Raw genomic sequence first — 16,894 nt, 5'->3', positions numbered from 1 at the left:
AACTATTTAGTCAATCCTGCATTTTTTAAATACGGTTCAATCTTCATATCGTGACCGATGAATTCTTTGAAAGCTTTGTTCAAATCTACACTGTTCCCTACAGACAAAATGTATTTCACAAAACGATCACAATTCTTTCTAGTCATTCCACCATTGGCTTCAAACCAATCGTAAGCATTATAATCTAAAGTTTTAGACCAAGTGTAAGCGTAATATCCTGCAGAGTAACCGCCTCCCCAAATGTGAGCAAAGTAAGGAGAATGATAACGAGTAGGTACTTCATTCACTAACAAACCATATTTTTTCAAAGCCTCTTTTTCAAAATCTAAAGTAGGTTTAAAATCCGACTCTTTTTCTACACTATGCCAAGCCATATCTAGTGTTGCGGCAGCCAACAATTCAGTTACCACATACCCTTTATTGAAAGTATCTGCTTTTTTGATTTTATCAATCAACTCTTGTGGAATTGCTTGTTTGGTTTGATAATGCACTGCGTAATTTTTCAAAACCGTTGGATCTAAAGCAGCGTGTTCGTTGATTTGCGAAGGAAACTCCACATAATCTCTCGGTACAGCCGTTCCAGAAAGTGTTACATATTTTTGGTTGGCAAACAATCCGTGTAAGGTGTGTCCAAACTCGTGAAATAATGTGGTTACATCATCAAAACTGATTAAAGATGGATTACCATTAACTGGTTTTGCAAAATTGTACACATTGACAATGACTGGTTTTTGGTTTAAATAATGCGATTGATTCACCAAATTACTCATCCAAGCGCCACCATTTTTATTGTCTCTCGCATAAAAATCCAAATAGTAAATCGCGATTGAAGCGCCTTTATCATTGAAAACCTCATACACTTTTACATCAGAATTGTACACTGGTAAATCATTTCTTTCTTTGAAAGTAAGTCCGTACATCTGTTTTGCTGCAAAAAAGACTCCTTTTTCTAGCACTGAACCAATTTCAAAATACGGTTTGATTTGACTTTCGTCCAAATCGTATTTGGCTTTACGCACTTGCTCAGAATAGAAATCCCAATCCCAAGGTTCTAATTTAAAACCACCATTTTGCGCATCAATTAAGGCTTGAATGTCTTTGGCTTCTTCATTGGCTTTGGCTACTGCTGGTTTTGCGATTTTGGCTAACAAATCCATTGCAGGTGCTGGAGTTTGTGCCATTTGATCTTGTAATTTCCACTCAGCAAAACTCTTTTTACCCATCAATTGTGCTTTTTGCAAACGCAATTTGGCCATTTTTTCAAGGGTTTCGCGAGTATCGCCTTCATCTCCTTTTTCTGCACGATACCAAGAAGCTTTGAAAACCTTCTCTCTAGACGCACGATTGGTCAAACTCATCAAAACAGGTTGCTGTGTGGTATTGATAATCGCAATCATATATTTCCCATCTTGTCCTGCTGCGGTAGCATTGGCTTTGGCAGCTGCAATTTCATCAGGCGTTAAACCCGCCAAATCTGAAGCTGCATCAAAAAACACGGCAGCATTTTTACGAGCAGTTAATAATTTATTGCTGTATAAAGTACTCAATGTAGCCAACTCTTCGTTGATCTTTTTCATTTTTTCTTTATCGGCTTCTGAAAGATTAGCTCCTGCTAATTCGAATTGTTGCAAGTAGTATTCGGTTAGTTTTTTATCTTCTCCTTTTAAACTCGACAATGGAATGCTTTTAATGCGGTTATACAATTTACTATTCAAGTAAATTTTGTCGTTATGCGCCGAAAAAATTGGTGCATATTCTGCTTCAATTGCCTGAAGTGTTGGATTAGTATTAGACCCCGAAAGATTATAAAAAACTCCAGTTGCTCTACCTAAATCTACACCACAAGTTTCTAGCGCTAAAACGGTATTCTCGAAAGTAGGTTTTGCCGTATTATTCGTGATTTTCTCGATTTCTTCGTCGTGCACTTTTAAACCATAGTCAAAAGCAGGTTTAAAATGTTCGTCTTTAATTTTATCAAAAGGTGGCGTTTGGTACTGTAAAGTACTTCGTTGCAAAAGAGGATTGTTCATAGGAGCAGTAGTATTTTGGGCATTAACGTTCTCTACTAGCAGCGTACTGAACAACAAAAGACAGCCCGCACTAGCTATTTTTGAAAAAGAATTCATATTGAAAAATTTACAAATTATTAGGTTTTAAAAGTACTAAAAAAAACAGTATCGCAGGCAAAAGTTCCTTTTATTGAGAAACCATCAACCCTACCAAATAATTCCTCAAAAAGTAATTGACTGAATGTAAAACAACTAAGTTTTAAGCGAAAGAATTATATTTGCTACAACCTAATACCAAAGAACTTATGCCTTCTATTTACACGACTTCCGACAATGCGATTTTGATTGAGAGAATTCAGAATTTAAACGCCAATTCTACTCCACTTTGGGGCAAAATGAGCGTGGACCAAATGTGTGAACACTGTATTGCTGCCATAAATGTAGCTTTTGGAAAACAAGATTTAACAATTAGTTTCCCTATGCGTTTGTTGGGACGGTTATTGAAAAACAAAGCCTTTAACAATGACTTTGGAAAAAATAGTCCCACGGCAAAAGAATTCCGTATCACTGCCCATTCTGATTTTGAAAAAAGCCAAGCACAACTTATAGCTTGTGTTCAAGAATTTGCCAAAGGAACTTCGGTAATTACGGTCATGCATCATCCGTTTTGGGGAAAGATGAGTTATGAAGATTGGGACAAATTGATGTACAGACACTTGGACCATCATTTGAGACAGTTTGGGGTATAACCGAAAAGTGTCTTGATTTGCAGGGATTGCGTGAGGGATAGGAGCGGTATCCTCTTGGGGCGGGGTTCGCCCCAAGAGATATAGCGGATAGCCCGACCCCGAGGAGCAGGGACTTTTGGTTGTGCAAAGTCGTGTACCTCGGGGTCACGCCCAAATAACTATAAGGATGTATCACTTGATTCGTGTCCTATCATTTAATTTGTACCTTTGCGCGATATAAAATACTACAATGAGAATTGATATTATTACCGTTTTACCTGAATTATTGAGAAGTCCTTTTGAGGCTTCGATTATGAAACGTGCTATCGACAAGGGGTTGGTGGAAGTGCATTTTCACAACTTGAGAGACTACACGACCAACAAACAAAAAAGTGTAGACGATTATCCTTTTGGCGGAGGCGCGGGTATGGTGATGACAGTACAACCGATTGATGCTTGCATCACGCATTTGAAGAGCGAGAGAACCTACGACGAGATCATTTATATGTCGCCCGACGGAGACACGCTGAACCAAAAAATGGCCAATACGATGTCGATGTATGAAAACATTATCATTTTGTGCGGACATTATAAAGGAGTGGATCAGCGGGTAAGAGATCATTTTATTACCAAAGAAATTTCTATAGGCGATTATGTTTTGTCTGGAGGCGAATTGGGCGCTTTGGTTTTGTGCGATGCCTTGATACGATTGATTCCTGGGGTTTTGAGTGACGAAACCTCAGCTTTGACCGATAGTTTTCAGGATGGATTGTTGTCGGGCCCAATTTATACGAGACCTGCCGACTACAAAGGCTGGAAAGTTCCTGATGTTTTGTTGAGTGGGCATTTTGCAAAAATTGACAAATGGAGAGAAGACATGGCTTATGAGCACACCAAAAACAGAAGACCAGATTTGTTGGAAGACAATTAAAAAAGATCCAGCACTTGTACTAATGGACTACCAAAAACGCATTTACAACGCAAGGCATTATATTGAGAAAAATTACAACAAAACTATTTCAATAAAATCTCTAGAAATGGTTTCATGTTATTCCTATAGAAATTTACAGCGTATCTTTTTCTCGCTTTTCAAGGAAACCATTGGCGCATATCAAACTAGATTAAAAGTTGAAAATGGATATAAAAAAATAGTCTATTCTAATGCTAAAATTTCAGATATAGCTTTGGAAATAGGTTTTTCTGATGTACAATCGTTTTCTAAAACATTCAAAAAACACTTTAATTGCTCTCCTTCACAAGCTCGTAATCAAAAAGAACTTCTGTTAAATGACAAAGAGATACAAAACTCAATACCATCAATTACAGCTCCTGAAATTCTTTACATCCCTGAGAAAACAGTCTACTACTTAAGTTGCAAAACTTCTTACATTAATCCCGAAATTGAGCAACTTTGGAAAACGATTTTAAAAAATGACTTTTCGGAGGTTAGTACACAATTTTATGGATTAATTGCCGATGATGTGGTTATCACAGAAAAATCAAAATGTACTTATGATGCTTGCCTAGAAACAAATTCAATTCTAACGAACCTACCCTCAAAATCTATTTTTGGCGGGAATTATGCTAAGTTTATACACCAAGGCTCCTACCAAGATTTAGAAAACACCTATCAACAAATTTTTGGGTCATGGATTTTAGAAAGCAAACAAGAATGCTCTCATACGCCTGTAATCGAACAATACCTCAAAAATGAATCAAACTGTACCCATGAAAATGAGTACTTAACCGCTCTTTTTATTCCTCTTCTATAGAATGTCAATTTTGGACAACAAATAATCAAACTATCGTGAATAGATTTGCCTTACCTAAGTACTAGTAAACAAGGCATTTTATAATTTAAATATTCAAACTAATTGTTATGAAAAAACTATTTACCATTGTCATATTATCTCCTCTTTTCCTTTCTTGTCAAGAGGAGTCAGAATTAACAACATCAGAAGAACCAATATCAACGGAAATCCTATACACTATGCCCGATGAATCAGAACCTCATGAAGGCACTTGGCTACAATGGCCCCATCAATACCAGTATGGAATAGAATATAGAAATGAGCTCGACGATACCTGGATAGCTATGACAAAATCATTAATAAAAAGTGAGAAAGTTCACATTATTGCATATGACGCTAATGAAAAATCAAGAATACTTTTTTTGCTTGAAAAAGCTGAGGTGTCAGTAGCAAACATAGACTTTACAATTCAAAAAACTGACGATGTATGGGTACGAGATAATGGACCTATCTATGTAAGAAACAAAAACAAAGAACTTGTAATTCAAGATTGGGGCTTTAATGGCTGGGGTAAAAAAACTGATTATAATAATTGTAACATTATACCCAATCGAATAGCAAAAGACCAGCAATTACAAATAATAGATTTAAATTCGGTTATGATAAACGAAGGTGGCGCAGTTGAAATTGACGGGCAAGGTACTTTAATGGCTACCAAAAGCGCTATATTAAACTCCAATAGAAACCCCGGAATGTCACAATCACAAGCTGAAGTCATTTTTACAAAATACCTTGGTGTTACTAACTTCATTTGGTTAGATGGAAAAGCTGGTAAAGATATTACTGATATGCACATTGATGGCTTTGCACGATTTGGAAACAAATCTACAATTGTAACTATGGCTGAGGATGACTTATTATATTGGGAAGTTCCAGAAAAAGACATTCAAACACTCTACAAGGCTGTCTCTAAAAATGGTAAAAACTATACTTTTCTAAAACTCCCATTAACAAAAAATGACGTAGTTACTGCAACAGGGAAAAAATTAAAATACAAAGGCTCTTATGTGAATTATTACATTGCAAATTCTGTGATTTTAGTTCCAAACTATAATGATCCTAATGATGCAATTGCAAATACCACAATTCAAACCCTTTACCCAAACCGAAAAGTTGTAGGGATTGATGTACGCAATTTGTATGCTAATGGAGGAATGGTTCATTGTGTAACACAACAACAACCTCGCAAAGAACAATAACTATGTAAAACACAGAAAACCAAGGCTTAGTCTTTTTTAAATAAGTAGTGCAAAAAAATATTTTTTAACCCTTCATAATTCATAATTATTTTTTACTTTTGCAGCCACATTAGACCAACCTCTGGCGAGAACCGTGAATGTTGCTCTATTTTAAACCATAATTAAACATTTATCATGGCAGATTTATTGAAATTCGTTCAAGACGAGTTTGTTACAAGAAAAGATTTCCCTGAATTCGGAGCTGGAGATACTATCACAGTTTACTACGAAATTAAAGAGGGTGAAAAAACAAGAACTCAGTTTTTTAAAGGAGTAGTGATTCAAAGAAGAGGTTCAGGAAACACTGAAACTTTTACTATTCGTAAAATGTCAGGAGCTATTGGAGTAGAGCGTATCTTCCCAGTTAACTTACCTGCTTTACAAAAAGTTGAAATCAACAAAAAAGGTGCAGTTCGTAGAGCTAGAATTTTCTACTTTAGAGAACTTACTGGTAAGAAAGCAAAAATCAAAGACAAAAGAAGATAATCTTTTTTCTTTCAAATATAAAAGTCCCGACCTGTCGGGACTTTTTTTTGGCAGTATATCACCAAAAAATTTATTATTTTAAAGGTTTACCCCCATTAAAAATAACGATTTCGTAATATCACAAGAAGCCCAAGAATTATGATATTTTTATAGTAAAATCAGGGAGTAATTACATCCGATTTCCATATATTTGTCCGCCTTATTTTTTGCACAATTCGCAAAGTAAGACACACATCCAAGTGATTTCGATTAAAAAAATAGAAAAATGACACAAAAATCAAAAATTTTTTACACCCTTACAGATGAAGCGCCATTGTTGGCTACTTACTCTTTTTTACCAATTGTTCAAGCATTTACTGCCACATCGGATATAGAAATTGAAACAAGAGATATTTCGCTGGCTGGAAGAATTTTAGCCAATTTTCCAGAATTTTTAAAAGAAGATCAAAAGACAAGTGATGCCTTACTAGAATTAGGCAAACTAGCTACTACACCAGAAGCCAATATTATTAAATTGCCAAACGTTTCTGCATCTGTTCCACAATTAAAAGCGGCTATTGCAGAACTTCAAGCACACGGTTACGCCGTACCTAATTTCCCAGAAGACCCACAAACTGAAGAAGAGAAAAATAACAAAGCTAAATACGCAAAAGTATTAGGTTCTGCTGTGAATCCTGTTTTACGTGAAGGGAACTCTGATCGTAGAGCTCCAAAAGCTGTAAAAAATTACGCTAAAGCTAATCCACATTCTATGGGAGCTTGGTCTTCTGAGTCTAAAACACACGTGGCTTCAATGGAACAAGGTGACTTTTACGGAAGTGAGCAATCGGTTACTGTTAGTGAAGGAACTGATGTAAAAATTGAATTCGTAGGAACAGACGGAACTACAACAGTTCTTAAAGCAAGCACTCCTTTGAAAGCAGGTGAAATCATCGACAGTTCTGTAATGAATATTGCTGCTTTAAAAAGCTTTGTAGCCAAAACAATAGAAGAAGCAAAAGCACAAAACATCTTATTATCTGTTCACTTAAAAGCTACAATGATGAAGGTGTCTGACCCTATCATTTTTGGAGCTATCGTTGAAGTATATTTTGCCACTGTTTTTGAAAAATATGCAACGTTATTCAATGAATTAAATATTGATACTCGTAACGGTTTAGGTGACGTTTACGCAAAAATAGCTGGACATCCACAACAAGCTGAAGTAGAAGCAGCTATTGATGCCGCAATTGCTAATGGACCTGCTTTGGCAATGGTGAATTCGGACAAAGGAATCACCAACCTTCACGTACCATCAGATGTAATTGTAGATGCTTCTATGCCTGCAATGATTCGTACTTCTGGACAAATGTGGAATAAAGAAGGAAAAGCACAAGATACTGTAGCCATCATTCCAGACCGTTCCTATGCTGGTGTTTATACTGCAACAATTGATTTTTGTAAAAAACACGGTGCTTTTGTACCGACTACAATGGGAAGTGTACCTAACGTAGGTCTTATGGCTCAAAAAGCAGAAGAATATGGTTCACACGATAAAACCTTCCAGATTCAAGGAGAAGGAGTGGTTCGCGTGGTAAATACAGAAGGCACCGTATTGATGGAACAAAAAGTGGCCAAAAATGATATTTTCAGAATGTGTCAAGCCAAAGATGCTCCAATTCAAGACTGGGTAAAACTAGCCGTAAACAGAGCACGTCTATCAGCTACTCCAGCGGTTTTCTGGTTGGACAACAACAGAGCGCACGACAGAGAATTGATTGTAAAAGTTGAAAAATATTTAAAAGATTACGATACGACAGGATTAGACATTCGTATTTTAAGCCCTATCGAAGCGACTAATTTCACCTTAGAGCGCATCATCAAAGGATTAGACACTATCTCTGTGACTGGAAATGTATTGCGTGATTACTTAACCGATTTATTCCCAATTTTAGAAGTTGGAACTTCAGCAAAAATGCTTTCTATCGTTCCATTGATGAATGGTGGTGGTTTATTTGAAACTGGCGCTGGAGGTTCTGCTCCAAAACACGTTGAGCAATTTATCGAAGAAGGCTATTTACGTTGGGATTCTCTTGGTGAATTCTTGGCTTTGGGTGCTTCCTTAGAACATTTAGGACAAACTTTAAACAATGCAAAAGCGATTGTTTTAGCCGAAGCCTTGGATGTAGCTACTGAAAAATTCTTAGCAAATGACAAATCGCCTTCAAGAAAAGTAGGCGGAATTGACAATAGAGGTTCTCATTTCTACTTAGCGATGTACTGGGCTGAAGCTTTAGCTGCTCAAGATAAAGATGCTGATTTAAAAGCAATTTTCTCACCTATTGCAGCTGAATTTATTGCTAATGAAACACAAATCAACAGCGAACTAATTGGTGCTCAAGGAAAACCTCAAACTATCGGCGGATACTACCAACCGAATCCAGAGTTGACGAGTAAAGCGATGCGACCAAGTACTACTTTCAATACGATTTTGGCTAAAATTGCATAGTTTTAAAAACAAGCATAGTAATAAAAAGACAACTGGAAACGGTTGTCTTTTTTTGTTAACCATACATTAACAGTTGTACACTAGTAATTAACCCAAAAAATCGTCTACTTTGTAGTATTAAAATCAATCTATGAAAAATTATTATTTTACGGTTTATACATTCTTTTTAATATTTGCTTCAACATTTTTCTATGCACAAGAGAACACCAATTCTAATTCAACTAGAGAAAAATTTACGTTAAGCGGAACCATTACTGACCAAAACAGTAATGAGACATTAATTGGAGTCAATATTTTTTTTCCTGAATTGAAAACAGGCGTAACTACCAACGAATATGGTTTTTATTCCATTACGTTACCCAAAGGAAAACACCAAGTTCAAATCTCTTATTTGGGCTACAAAACGGTTAATGAAACCATCGATCTAACGCAAAACACCAAATACAACTGGCCTTTGTCCAATGAAGACAATGTGCTCAAAGAAGTCATCATAACAGACGACAGAACCAAAACCGACATTAGAAAGCCCGAAATGAGTGTGAATAAACTCTCGATTTCTGCCATCAAAAAAATGCCAGTCGTTCTTGGTGAGGTTGATGTATTGAAGTCAATTTTATTACTCCCTGGAGTGACCAATGCTGGCGAAGGTGCTTCTGGATTTAACGTACGTGGTGGTGGAGCGGATCAAAACTTGATTCTGTTGGACGAAGCTACTATTTTTAACTCCTCTCACGTTTTTGGTTTTTTCTCTGTTTTTAATCCCGATGCTATAAAAGATATTCGACTCTACAAAGGCGGGATTCCTTCTCGCTTTGGAGGAAGAGCTTCCTCGGTTTTAGATATTTATCAAAAAGATGGAAGTAGCAAAAAATTCCATATGAATGGAGGTATTGGACTAATCTCAAGTAGGCTTTTAGTAGAAGGTCCATTGGTAAAAGATAAAGGTTCCTTCTTGATTGGTGGTCGTGGATCCTATGCCCATTTGTTTTTGAAATTATCTCCAGAACAAAAAGATAACGCCGCATATTTTTATGATCTAAATGCAAAATTCAGTTATAAATTAACCGAAAATGACAATTTATATCTTTCTGGATATTTTGGCCGAGACGTTTTTAGCCTAAACAAAAGTTTTACCAATACTTATGGTAATTCAACCCTAAACTTGCGTTGGAATCATTTGTATTCTGATAAATTGTTTTCTAATCTTTCCTTGATTTATAGCGATTACTATTATGGCTTAGATCTTGATTTTGTAGGATTCAAATGGGATTCGGGTATCAAAAACTACAATATCAAGTACGATTTTAAAAATTACTTAACGGACTCGTTCAAATTAAACTACGGACTGAACGCAATTTATTACGACTTCAATCCGGGCACCATTGTTCCATCTAATAGCACTTCTGGAATCAATTCCGATCAATTGGATAAGAAATATGCTTTTGAACCAGCAGTCTATATCAGTGCTGATCACGATTTAAGCAAAAAAGTGAGTATTTCCTATGGATTACGTTACAGTTTATTTTATCGCTTAGGACAATCTACCGTAAATATTTATGCGAATGACAATCCTGTTCTTTTCAATAATGACTTAAAATTGTATGAAAAAGCAACGCCAATAGATACAAAATTTTATGGTAAAAACGATGTGATTCAAAGTTTTGACAATTTAGAACCTCGCTTTTCTGCGGCTTATCAATTCAATGACACCCAATCGGTAAAAGCGAGTTACAACCGTATGGTGCAGTATTTACAGTTAATTTCAAATACCTCATCACCTACTCCACTCGATGTTTGGACGCCAAGTGATAATTTCATTAAACCTCAAATTGCTGACCAAGTAGCATTGGGATATTTCAAAAACTTCAATGACGGAATGTACTCATTAGAAGTAGAAACCTATTATAAAAAAATCAAAAATCGTATAGATTATATTGATGGTGCCGAATTAATTGCGAACAAAGCTTTGGAACAAGTCATTTTGAATGGACAAATGAGAGCCTACGGATTAGAAATTTTGCTAAAGAAAAACGAAGGCAAACTCAACGGATGGATTTCTTATACTTTATCAAGATCTGAACAACAAACCCCAGGCAGAACGCCACTAGAAACAGGAATTAATAATGGTCAATGGTATAAATCTGTTTACGATAAGTTGCATAATTTGGCCGTGACCAGTTCTTATACTTTGAACGACAAATGGAGCTTTGGAGCTAATTTTGCTTTACAAAGTGGTCAACCCGTAACCTACCCTGAAGGACAATATGAGTATTTAGGAATTACTGTTCCTAGCTATGGTTTGCGTAACGAAAATCGTTTACCCGCTTATCATCATTTAGATATTGCTGCTACGTTAACTCCAAGAAAAAACAACAATCGCAACTACAAAACCGAATGGGTTTTTAGTATTTACAATCTGTACAACAGAAGAAATGCTGCGTCAATCAACTTCAGACAAAACATTGACACAGGTAATAATGAAGCAGTAAGAACTTCAATATTTGGTATTGTTCCAGCTGTGAGTTATAATTTTAAATTTTAAGCATTATGCAAAAGATCACTTTCTTTTTCGTTTTTATACTAGCAACCTTATTCGTAGGATGTGAAGATGTAGTAGATGTAGACTTAAACACTGCTCCGCCAAAATTAGTTATTGAAGCCTCCATCAATTGGCAAAAAGGAACTTCAGGGAATCAGCAACGCATTAAATTAACTACAACAACTGATTATTTCAGTAGTACAATCCCTAAAGTTTCGGGAGCAATCGTAACCATTACCAATAGCACCAATACTGTTTTTAATTTTGTGGAAGTACCAAATACAGGCGAATATTTCTGCTCGAATTTTGTCCCTGTAATCAATGAAACGTATACGCTGACTGTGGTTAGCAAAGGACAAACTTATACCGCTACAGAATCTTTACAACCTGTGGCTCCCATTACCAAATTAGAACAAAAAAATGACGGTGGTATTACTGGTGACGAAATTGAAGTGAAAACTTTTTATAACGATCCAGCAAGTATACCTAATTATTATTTGTACAAATATGTATATTCCAATCAAGTAAAATCGAATCTTTATGTGGACAGAGACGAATTTTTTGATGGAAATGAGTTTTTTAGTATTTCTCAAAACGACGAACTTAAAAAAGGAGATAAAATTGAAATCACCCACTACGGCATCTCAAAAGCCTATTACAACTATATGAGTATTTTGGTAAGCATTGCTGGTAATAATGGCGGAGGTCCTTTTCAATCTCCACCAGCTACCGTTCGTGGAGACATTATCAACACTACAGACAAAGCCAATTATCCGTTGGGCTATTTTTCCTTAAGTGAAATTGATTTTAGAAGTTATACTATTCAATAATACTCTTTTCAAGTATCTTTTTATGCTAATTCAGACTTTACAAACACTTTTCAAAAGGGATTTGACTTCCTTAACAAGAGAAATAAATGCCTATCAGAACGAGGCTGTAATCTGGTCTAGTGACCAACAAATCAACAATTCGGCAGGCAATTTATGCTTGCATCTTATTGGCAATCTCAATACTTATATTGGGACTGAAATAGGGAAAACAAATTATGTTAGAAATAGAGACTTAGAATTTTCTGCAAAAAACATCTCCAAATCAGAATTGATTCAAAAAATCGATGAAACCATAGCAGTTGTTCATCAAGCACTTGACCAATTATCAGAAGAAGATTTAGAAACAGAATATCCATTATTGGTTTTGGACAAAAAGACCTCTTATGGTTTCTTCTTGGTGCATCTTGCTTCACATCTAGCCTATCATTTGGGACAAATTAGTTACCATCGCAGACTACTTGATGCATAAAGAAATGAACTAGCACAATAACTTTTGTACATTTGTTTCAAATAATCTTAAATCTAAATCCAAAAAATGTCCTCACATCACATCGTTCGCGACGACCAAGAACCTGCTTTAATTATCGCCAATGGAGCTTCTTGTCAGCCCGAATTATTGGGTCAATTATTAGAATGGTCACCTTTGGTTGTAGTACTAGATTCTGCTATAGAACGAGTGATTTCGTTAGACATAAAAGTAGATGTGCTTTTAGGCGACTTTGATCGTGATTTCGACCCAGAGGTATACAAAACCAAACAATATCCTCTTGAAATTGTGCACACTCCCGATCAAAACAAAACCGATTTAGAAAAGGCATTAGACTATTTAATCGAGCGAAAAATGCCAGCTGTCAATATTGTTTGGGCTACTGGAAAAAGAGCCGACCACACCATAACCAATCTCACAAATATCGTACGTTATCGCGATTTAATCAAAATTGTGATTTTAGATGACCATTCCAAAATATTTCTTCTACCCAATAAATTCGAAAAATGGTACACGGCAGGCACACCTATTTCGCTAATCCCAATTGGCGTGGTAAAAGGCATTCATTCGCAAAACTTAGTATATCCTCTAGCAAATGACACCTTGACTATTGGCTACAGAACCGGCAGTAGCAACGCTGTCGCTTCCGATGGATTGGTCACTATTGAACATTCTGAAGGGGATTTATTGCTGATGGAATGTATGGATTAATTACCAAAAAAGGAATGCCTATCTTTGCACCGAAATTTAGAAAATGAAACGTACAAAGCAGCCCGAGAAAAAAAACCTACATCCAAGAAATCAGCACCGTTTAGGATACGACTTTGATTCCTTAATAAAGATATTGCCTGAACTCAAAAATTTTGTAGGCATCAACGAACATCAAATTCAAACGCTAGATTTTAGTAATCCTGATGCCGTAAAAGCATTGAACAAAGCGTTATTACTAGCGTACTACGATATTCAATTTTGGGAGATTCCTTCTACATTTCTTTGCCCACCCATCCCAGGTAGAGTAGATTACATTCATTACTTAGCCGATTTGTTGGCCCAAAGTAATAATGGCGTTATCCCAAAAGGAGAAGCTGTTCAGGGCTTAGACATTGGCGTAGGTGCGAATTGTATTTATCCTATTTTAGGAAATGCGGTTTATGGTTGGAGTTTTGTAGGCACGGATATCGATGAAAAAGCGATTCAAAATTGCAAAAAAATTATCGAGAAAAATCCAAAACTAATCGATGCTATTAGCTTACAGCTACAGACAGAACCTCGCTTTATTTTCAAAAATATAATGGAATCTGAGGATAAATTCGCGTTTACCATTTGTAATCCTCCGTTTCATAATTCAAAAGAAGAAGCCACAAAAGTAGCTTTACGAAAAGTCAATAATTTAAGTACCAACAAAACCACTACACCAACTTTAAATTTTGGTGGACAAAACGCTGAGTTATGGTGTCCAGGAGGTGAATTGGGTTTTATCACTCAAATGATTTACGAAAGCGCCAAATATCCTATGCACTGTCTTTGGTACACTACTTTAGTATCCAAACAAGCGCATTTGAATAGCTTGTACAAGACCTTAAACAAAGTAAATGCCGCCAACATCACCACCATCGATATGGCACAAGGCCAAAAAACCAGTCGCATCTTGGCGTGGACTTTTTTGACCGAAAAGCAACAAAAAGAATGGAAGTTTGAATAAACTATTTGCATACAATTTAAATTTTTTCAACAAATAAGTACTTAACTAAATCAGACGAATCCAAAAGTAGCAGTCTCATTTCGCTAAAAAACATAGTATCTTTGAATTCAATCGTACAGCACTTTAGAATCTTCAACTAATGAAACTACAAATTGTATCAGATTACCAACCTACGGGTGACCAACCTCAAGCGATAGAAAAATTAGCGCAGGGCATTATTGCTGGTGAACCATTTCAAACGCTGCTTGGAGTTACTGGGTCTGGAAAAACATTTACGGTTGCCAACGTCATTCAAGAAGTTCAAAAACCAACGCTGATATTGGCGCACAACAAAACGTTGGCCGCGCAGTTGTACTCGGAATTCAAACAGTTTTTCCCAAACAACGCGGTGGAATATTTCGTGTCGTATTACGATTATTACCAACCCGAGGCGTTTATGCCTGTTACGGGAGTTTTTATAGAAAAAGATTTGTCAATCAATGAAGAGTTAGAAAAAATGCGTTTGAGCACGACATCCTCTTTATTGTCTGGACGAAGAGATATTATAGTAGTCGCCTCGGTTTCTTGCATTTATGGTATTGGAAATCCCGTAGAATTTCAAAAGAACGTAATTGCCATCGAAGTCAACCAAATGATTTCAAGAACTAAATTGCTACACAGTTTAGTACAAAGTTTGTATTCTAGAACCGAAGCCGAATTTACCCCAGGAAATTTCAGAATTAAAGGTGATACGGTTGAAGTCTATCCAAGTTATGCGGATGATGCGTTTCGAATTCATTTTTTTGGTGATGAAATCGAAGAAATAGAAAGCTTTGATACTAAAACCGCTCAAGTCATTGAACGCTTTGAAAAATTGACGATTTATCCCGCCAATATGTTTGTGACTTCGCCAGATGTGTTACAAAATGCCATTTGGGAAATCCAGCAAGATTTAGTAAAACAAGTGAATTACTTCAAAGAAATAGGCAAACATTTAGAAGCCAAACGTCTAGAAGAGCGCACCAACTTCGATTTAGAAATGATTCGGGAATTGGGCTATTGTTCGGGAATTGAAAATTATTCTCGTTACCTTGACGGAAGAGAAGCGGGCTCAAGGCCTTTCTGTTTATTGGATTACTTCCCCAATGATTTTTTATTGGTAGTCGATGAAAGTCACGTAACTTTGTCACAAGTACAAGCTATGTATGGTGGCGACCGTTCTAGAAAAGAAAACTTGGTAGAATATGGCTTCCGACTTCCCGCAGCTATGGACAATCGACCTTTGAAATTCGAGGAATTTGAAGCTATGCAAAATCAAGTCATTTATGTGTCGGCCACACCTGCGGATTATGAATTGCAAAAATGCGATGGTGTTTATGTAGAGCAAATCATTCGCCCAACAGGTTTACTAGACCCAATTATCGAAATTCGCCCAAGTCTGAATCAAATTGATGATTTAATCGAAGAAATACAAGTGCGTTGTGAGTTAGACGAACGTGTTTTGGTCACCACTTTAACCAAAAGAATGGCCGAAGAACTAGCTAAATACTTGACTAAAGTTTCCATTCGTTGTCGCTATATTCACTCCGATGTAGATACATTGGAACGCATCGAAATTATGCAAGATTTGAGAAAAGGCTTATTTGATGTCCTGATTGGAGTCAATTTATTGAGAGAAGGATTGGATTTACCTGAAGTGTCTTTGGTTGCTATTTTGGATGCGGACAAAGAAGGCTTTCTTAGAAGTCATCGTTCCCTTACTCAAACCATTGGTCGTGCAGCAAGAAACTTAAACGGAAAAGCGATTATGTATGCCGATAAGATTACAGCGAGTATGCAAAAAACGATTGATGAAACCAATTATCGCCGTACCAAACAAATCAATTACAACACCCAACACAATAAAGTCCCACAAGCTTTGGATAAAAAAATAGACAGTGCTTTTACTAAAAATCCATTGGTGGAATACGAATTAGGACACACTATTGCCAAAGCAGCTGAACCTGAAACCGCTTATTTATCAAAACCAGAATTGGAAAAATTAATTCGTGAAAAACGAAAAGCGATGGAAAAAGCCGCAAAAGATTTAGATTTTATGCAAGCTGCCAAGTTCCGCGATGAAATAAAAGCATTACAAGAAAAACTCTCTTAATTGTGTTGTTCCTGAAACATTCCTAACAATGCTTTAGCATCAATCATAGCGTTTGGAGATTCCTGCATCATCTGCAAAACTCGCTTCGTAGCCCCTGGATTTAATCCCATATCAATGGCTATTTGACGAATCGCAACGGACTCTTTTTCGTGTAAAATACCATCACAATGCATAATCAGCGCCAACCTATAGAACTGCTGAATACGCTGAAATTCTGATTTAATGGGCAAATGAGGTAACTCTTGATGAAACAAATCAGAATATTCTGCTCTGGTAAAACCCAATTCTTTGGCTACAATCCAAATAAAATCCAACTCGCGTTGATGTAATTTTCCGTCTACAATAGAAAAACTTATCATTTCTAAAAGTAAACTTCTTTTTTCTTCAAAACTATTCATCAATTTCTTATTTTTAGCTAAATTATTGTTTTTAAATGTATCCACAA

The 16,894-nt window shown here is 36.3% G+C and carries 14 protein-coding genes; 12 read left to right on the top strand and 2 right to left on the bottom strand.

The genetic code is table 11. The features are described 5' to 3' along the window. Window positions 1-2: 2 nt before the first annotated feature. A complete protein-coding gene (locus FLAVO9AF_RS06070; RefSeq protein WP_159685734.1) occupies window positions 3-2,126 on the bottom strand; it encodes a M3 family metallopeptidase in 2,124 nt (707 codons plus the stop codon). A gap of 161 nt (window positions 2,127-2,287) precedes the next feature. Between FLAVO9AF_RS06070 and FLAVO9AF_RS06065 the strand changes: the two genes are divergently transcribed. The 12 genes from FLAVO9AF_RS06065 (at window position 2,288) to uvrB (ending at window position 16,449) form a co-directional block, all read left to right on the top strand. Then, entirely contained in the window at window positions 2,288-2,758 is a 471-nt protein-coding gene (locus tag FLAVO9AF_RS06065; protein WP_159685731.1) for a DUF1569 domain-containing protein, read from the top strand. Window positions 2,759-2,987: 229 nt separating this feature from the next. Next, window positions 2,988-3,668, top strand: a complete 681-nt coding sequence (trmD, locus tag FLAVO9AF_RS06060) for a tRNA (guanosine(37)-N1)-methyltransferase TrmD (protein ID WP_024982710.1) — start codon at window positions 2,988-2,990, stop codon at window positions 3,666-3,668. Next, window positions 3,622-4,509, top strand: coding sequence for a GyrI-like domain-containing protein (locus tag FLAVO9AF_RS06055; protein ID WP_159685728.1), 888 nt, complete (start codon window positions 3,622-3,624; stop codon window positions 4,507-4,509). The genes trmD and FLAVO9AF_RS06055 overlap by 47 nt, the downstream gene beginning before the upstream one ends. Before the next feature lie 107 nt (window positions 4,510-4,616). Further along, on the top strand, window positions 4,617-5,747 hold the full coding sequence (locus tag FLAVO9AF_RS06050) for an agmatine/peptidylarginine deiminase (RefSeq protein ID WP_159685725.1): 1,131 nt from the start codon (window positions 4,617-4,619) through the stop codon (window positions 5,745-5,747). Between the two features lie 174 nt (window positions 5,748-5,921). Continuing rightward, on the top strand, window positions 5,922-6,272 hold the full coding sequence (gene rplS, locus FLAVO9AF_RS06045; RefSeq protein WP_064714046.1) for a 50S ribosomal protein L19: 351 nt from the start codon (window positions 5,922-5,924) through the stop codon (window positions 6,270-6,272). A gap of 265 nt (window positions 6,273-6,537) precedes the next feature. Next, a complete protein-coding gene (locus FLAVO9AF_RS06040) occupies window positions 6,538-8,760 on the top strand; it encodes an NADP-dependent isocitrate dehydrogenase (RefSeq protein WP_159685722.1) in 2,223 nt (740 codons plus the stop codon). A gap of 130 nt (window positions 8,761-8,890) precedes the next feature. Beyond that, the gene (locus tag FLAVO9AF_RS06035) at window positions 8,891-11,302 is read left to right on the top strand and encodes a TonB-dependent receptor (protein WP_159685719.1); all 2,412 of its coding nucleotides are present in this window, start codon (window positions 8,891-8,893) and stop codon (window positions 11,300-11,302) included. Window positions 11,303-11,307: 5 nt separating this feature from the next. Continuing rightward, window positions 11,308-12,129, top strand: coding sequence for a DUF4249 domain-containing protein (locus FLAVO9AF_RS06030; protein WP_159685717.1), 822 nt, complete (start codon window positions 11,308-11,310; stop codon window positions 12,127-12,129). A 22-nt stretch (window positions 12,130-12,151) separates the two neighbouring features. Further along, the gene (locus FLAVO9AF_RS06025; RefSeq protein ID WP_159685714.1) at window positions 12,152-12,598 is read left to right on the top strand and encodes a DinB family protein; all 447 of its coding nucleotides are present in this window, start codon (window positions 12,152-12,154) and stop codon (window positions 12,596-12,598) included. A 66-nt stretch (window positions 12,599-12,664) separates the two neighbouring features. Then, window positions 12,665-13,327: a thiamine diphosphokinase gene (locus FLAVO9AF_RS06020; protein ID WP_159685712.1), complete on the top strand. Its 663-nt coding sequence runs from the start codon at window positions 12,665-12,667 to the stop codon at window positions 13,325-13,327. Between the two features lie 43 nt (window positions 13,328-13,370). Then, a complete protein-coding gene (rlmF, locus tag FLAVO9AF_RS06015) occupies window positions 13,371-14,318 on the top strand; it encodes a 23S rRNA (adenine(1618)-N(6))-methyltransferase RlmF (protein ID WP_159685709.1) in 948 nt (315 codons plus the stop codon). Between the two features lie 139 nt (window positions 14,319-14,457). Then, window positions 14,458-16,449, top strand: a complete 1,992-nt coding sequence (uvrB, locus tag FLAVO9AF_RS06010; protein WP_159685706.1) for an excinuclease ABC subunit UvrB — start codon at window positions 14,458-14,460, stop codon at window positions 16,447-16,449. Here uvrB and FLAVO9AF_RS06005 read toward each other — a convergent pair. Then, complete coding sequence (locus FLAVO9AF_RS06005) at window positions 16,446-16,892, bottom strand: excinuclease ABC subunit B (RefSeq protein ID WP_370516450.1); 447 nt, start codon at window positions 16,890-16,892, stop codon at window positions 16,446-16,448. The genes uvrB and FLAVO9AF_RS06005 overlap by 4 nt on opposite strands. Between the last annotated feature and the right edge of the window lie 2 nt (window positions 16,893-16,894).

The sequence above is a fragment of the Flavobacterium sp. 9R genome (assembly GCF_902506345.1).
GTDB lineage: Bacteria > Bacteroidota > Bacteroidia > Flavobacteriales > Flavobacteriaceae > Flavobacterium.
This window is presented reverse-complemented; position numbering and strand designations above follow the sequence as displayed.

Bases quoted from the DNA above. Each gene is read 5' to 3' on its own strand.
- FLAVO9AF_RS06070 (WP_159685734.1), bottom strand. From the start codon at position 2,126: ATGAATTCTTTTTCAAAAATAGCTAGTGCGGGCTGTCTTTTGTTGTTC.
- trmD (WP_024982710.1), top strand. From the start codon at position 2,988: ATGAGAATTGATATTATTACCGTTTTACCTGAATTATTGAGAAGTCCT.
- FLAVO9AF_RS06055 (WP_159685728.1), top strand. From the start codon at position 3,622: ATGAGCACACCAAAAACAGAAGACCAGATTTGTTGGAAGACAATTAAA.
- FLAVO9AF_RS06050 (WP_159685725.1), top strand. From the start codon at position 4,617: ATGAAAAAACTATTTACCATTGTCATATTATCTCCTCTTTTCCTTTCT.
- rplS (WP_064714046.1), top strand. From the start codon at position 5,922: ATGGCAGATTTATTGAAATTCGTTCAAGACGAGTTTGTTACAAGAAAA.
- FLAVO9AF_RS06040 (WP_159685722.1), top strand. From the start codon at position 6,538: ATGACACAAAAATCAAAAATTTTTTACACCCTTACAGATGAAGCGCCA.
- FLAVO9AF_RS06035 (WP_159685719.1), top strand. From the start codon at position 8,891: ATGAAAAATTATTATTTTACGGTTTATACATTCTTTTTAATATTTGCT.
- FLAVO9AF_RS06030 (WP_159685717.1), top strand. From the start codon at position 11,308: ATGCAAAAGATCACTTTCTTTTTCGTTTTTATACTAGCAACCTTATTC.
- FLAVO9AF_RS06025 (WP_159685714.1), top strand. From the start codon at position 12,152: ATGCTAATTCAGACTTTACAAACACTTTTCAAAAGGGATTTGACTTCC.
- FLAVO9AF_RS06020 (WP_159685712.1), top strand. From the start codon at position 12,665: ATGTCCTCACATCACATCGTTCGCGACGACCAAGAACCTGCTTTAATT.
- rlmF (WP_159685709.1), top strand. From the start codon at position 13,371: ATGAAACGTACAAAGCAGCCCGAGAAAAAAAACCTACATCCAAGAAAT.
- uvrB (WP_159685706.1), top strand. From the start codon at position 14,458: ATGAAACTACAAATTGTATCAGATTACCAACCTACGGGTGACCAACCT.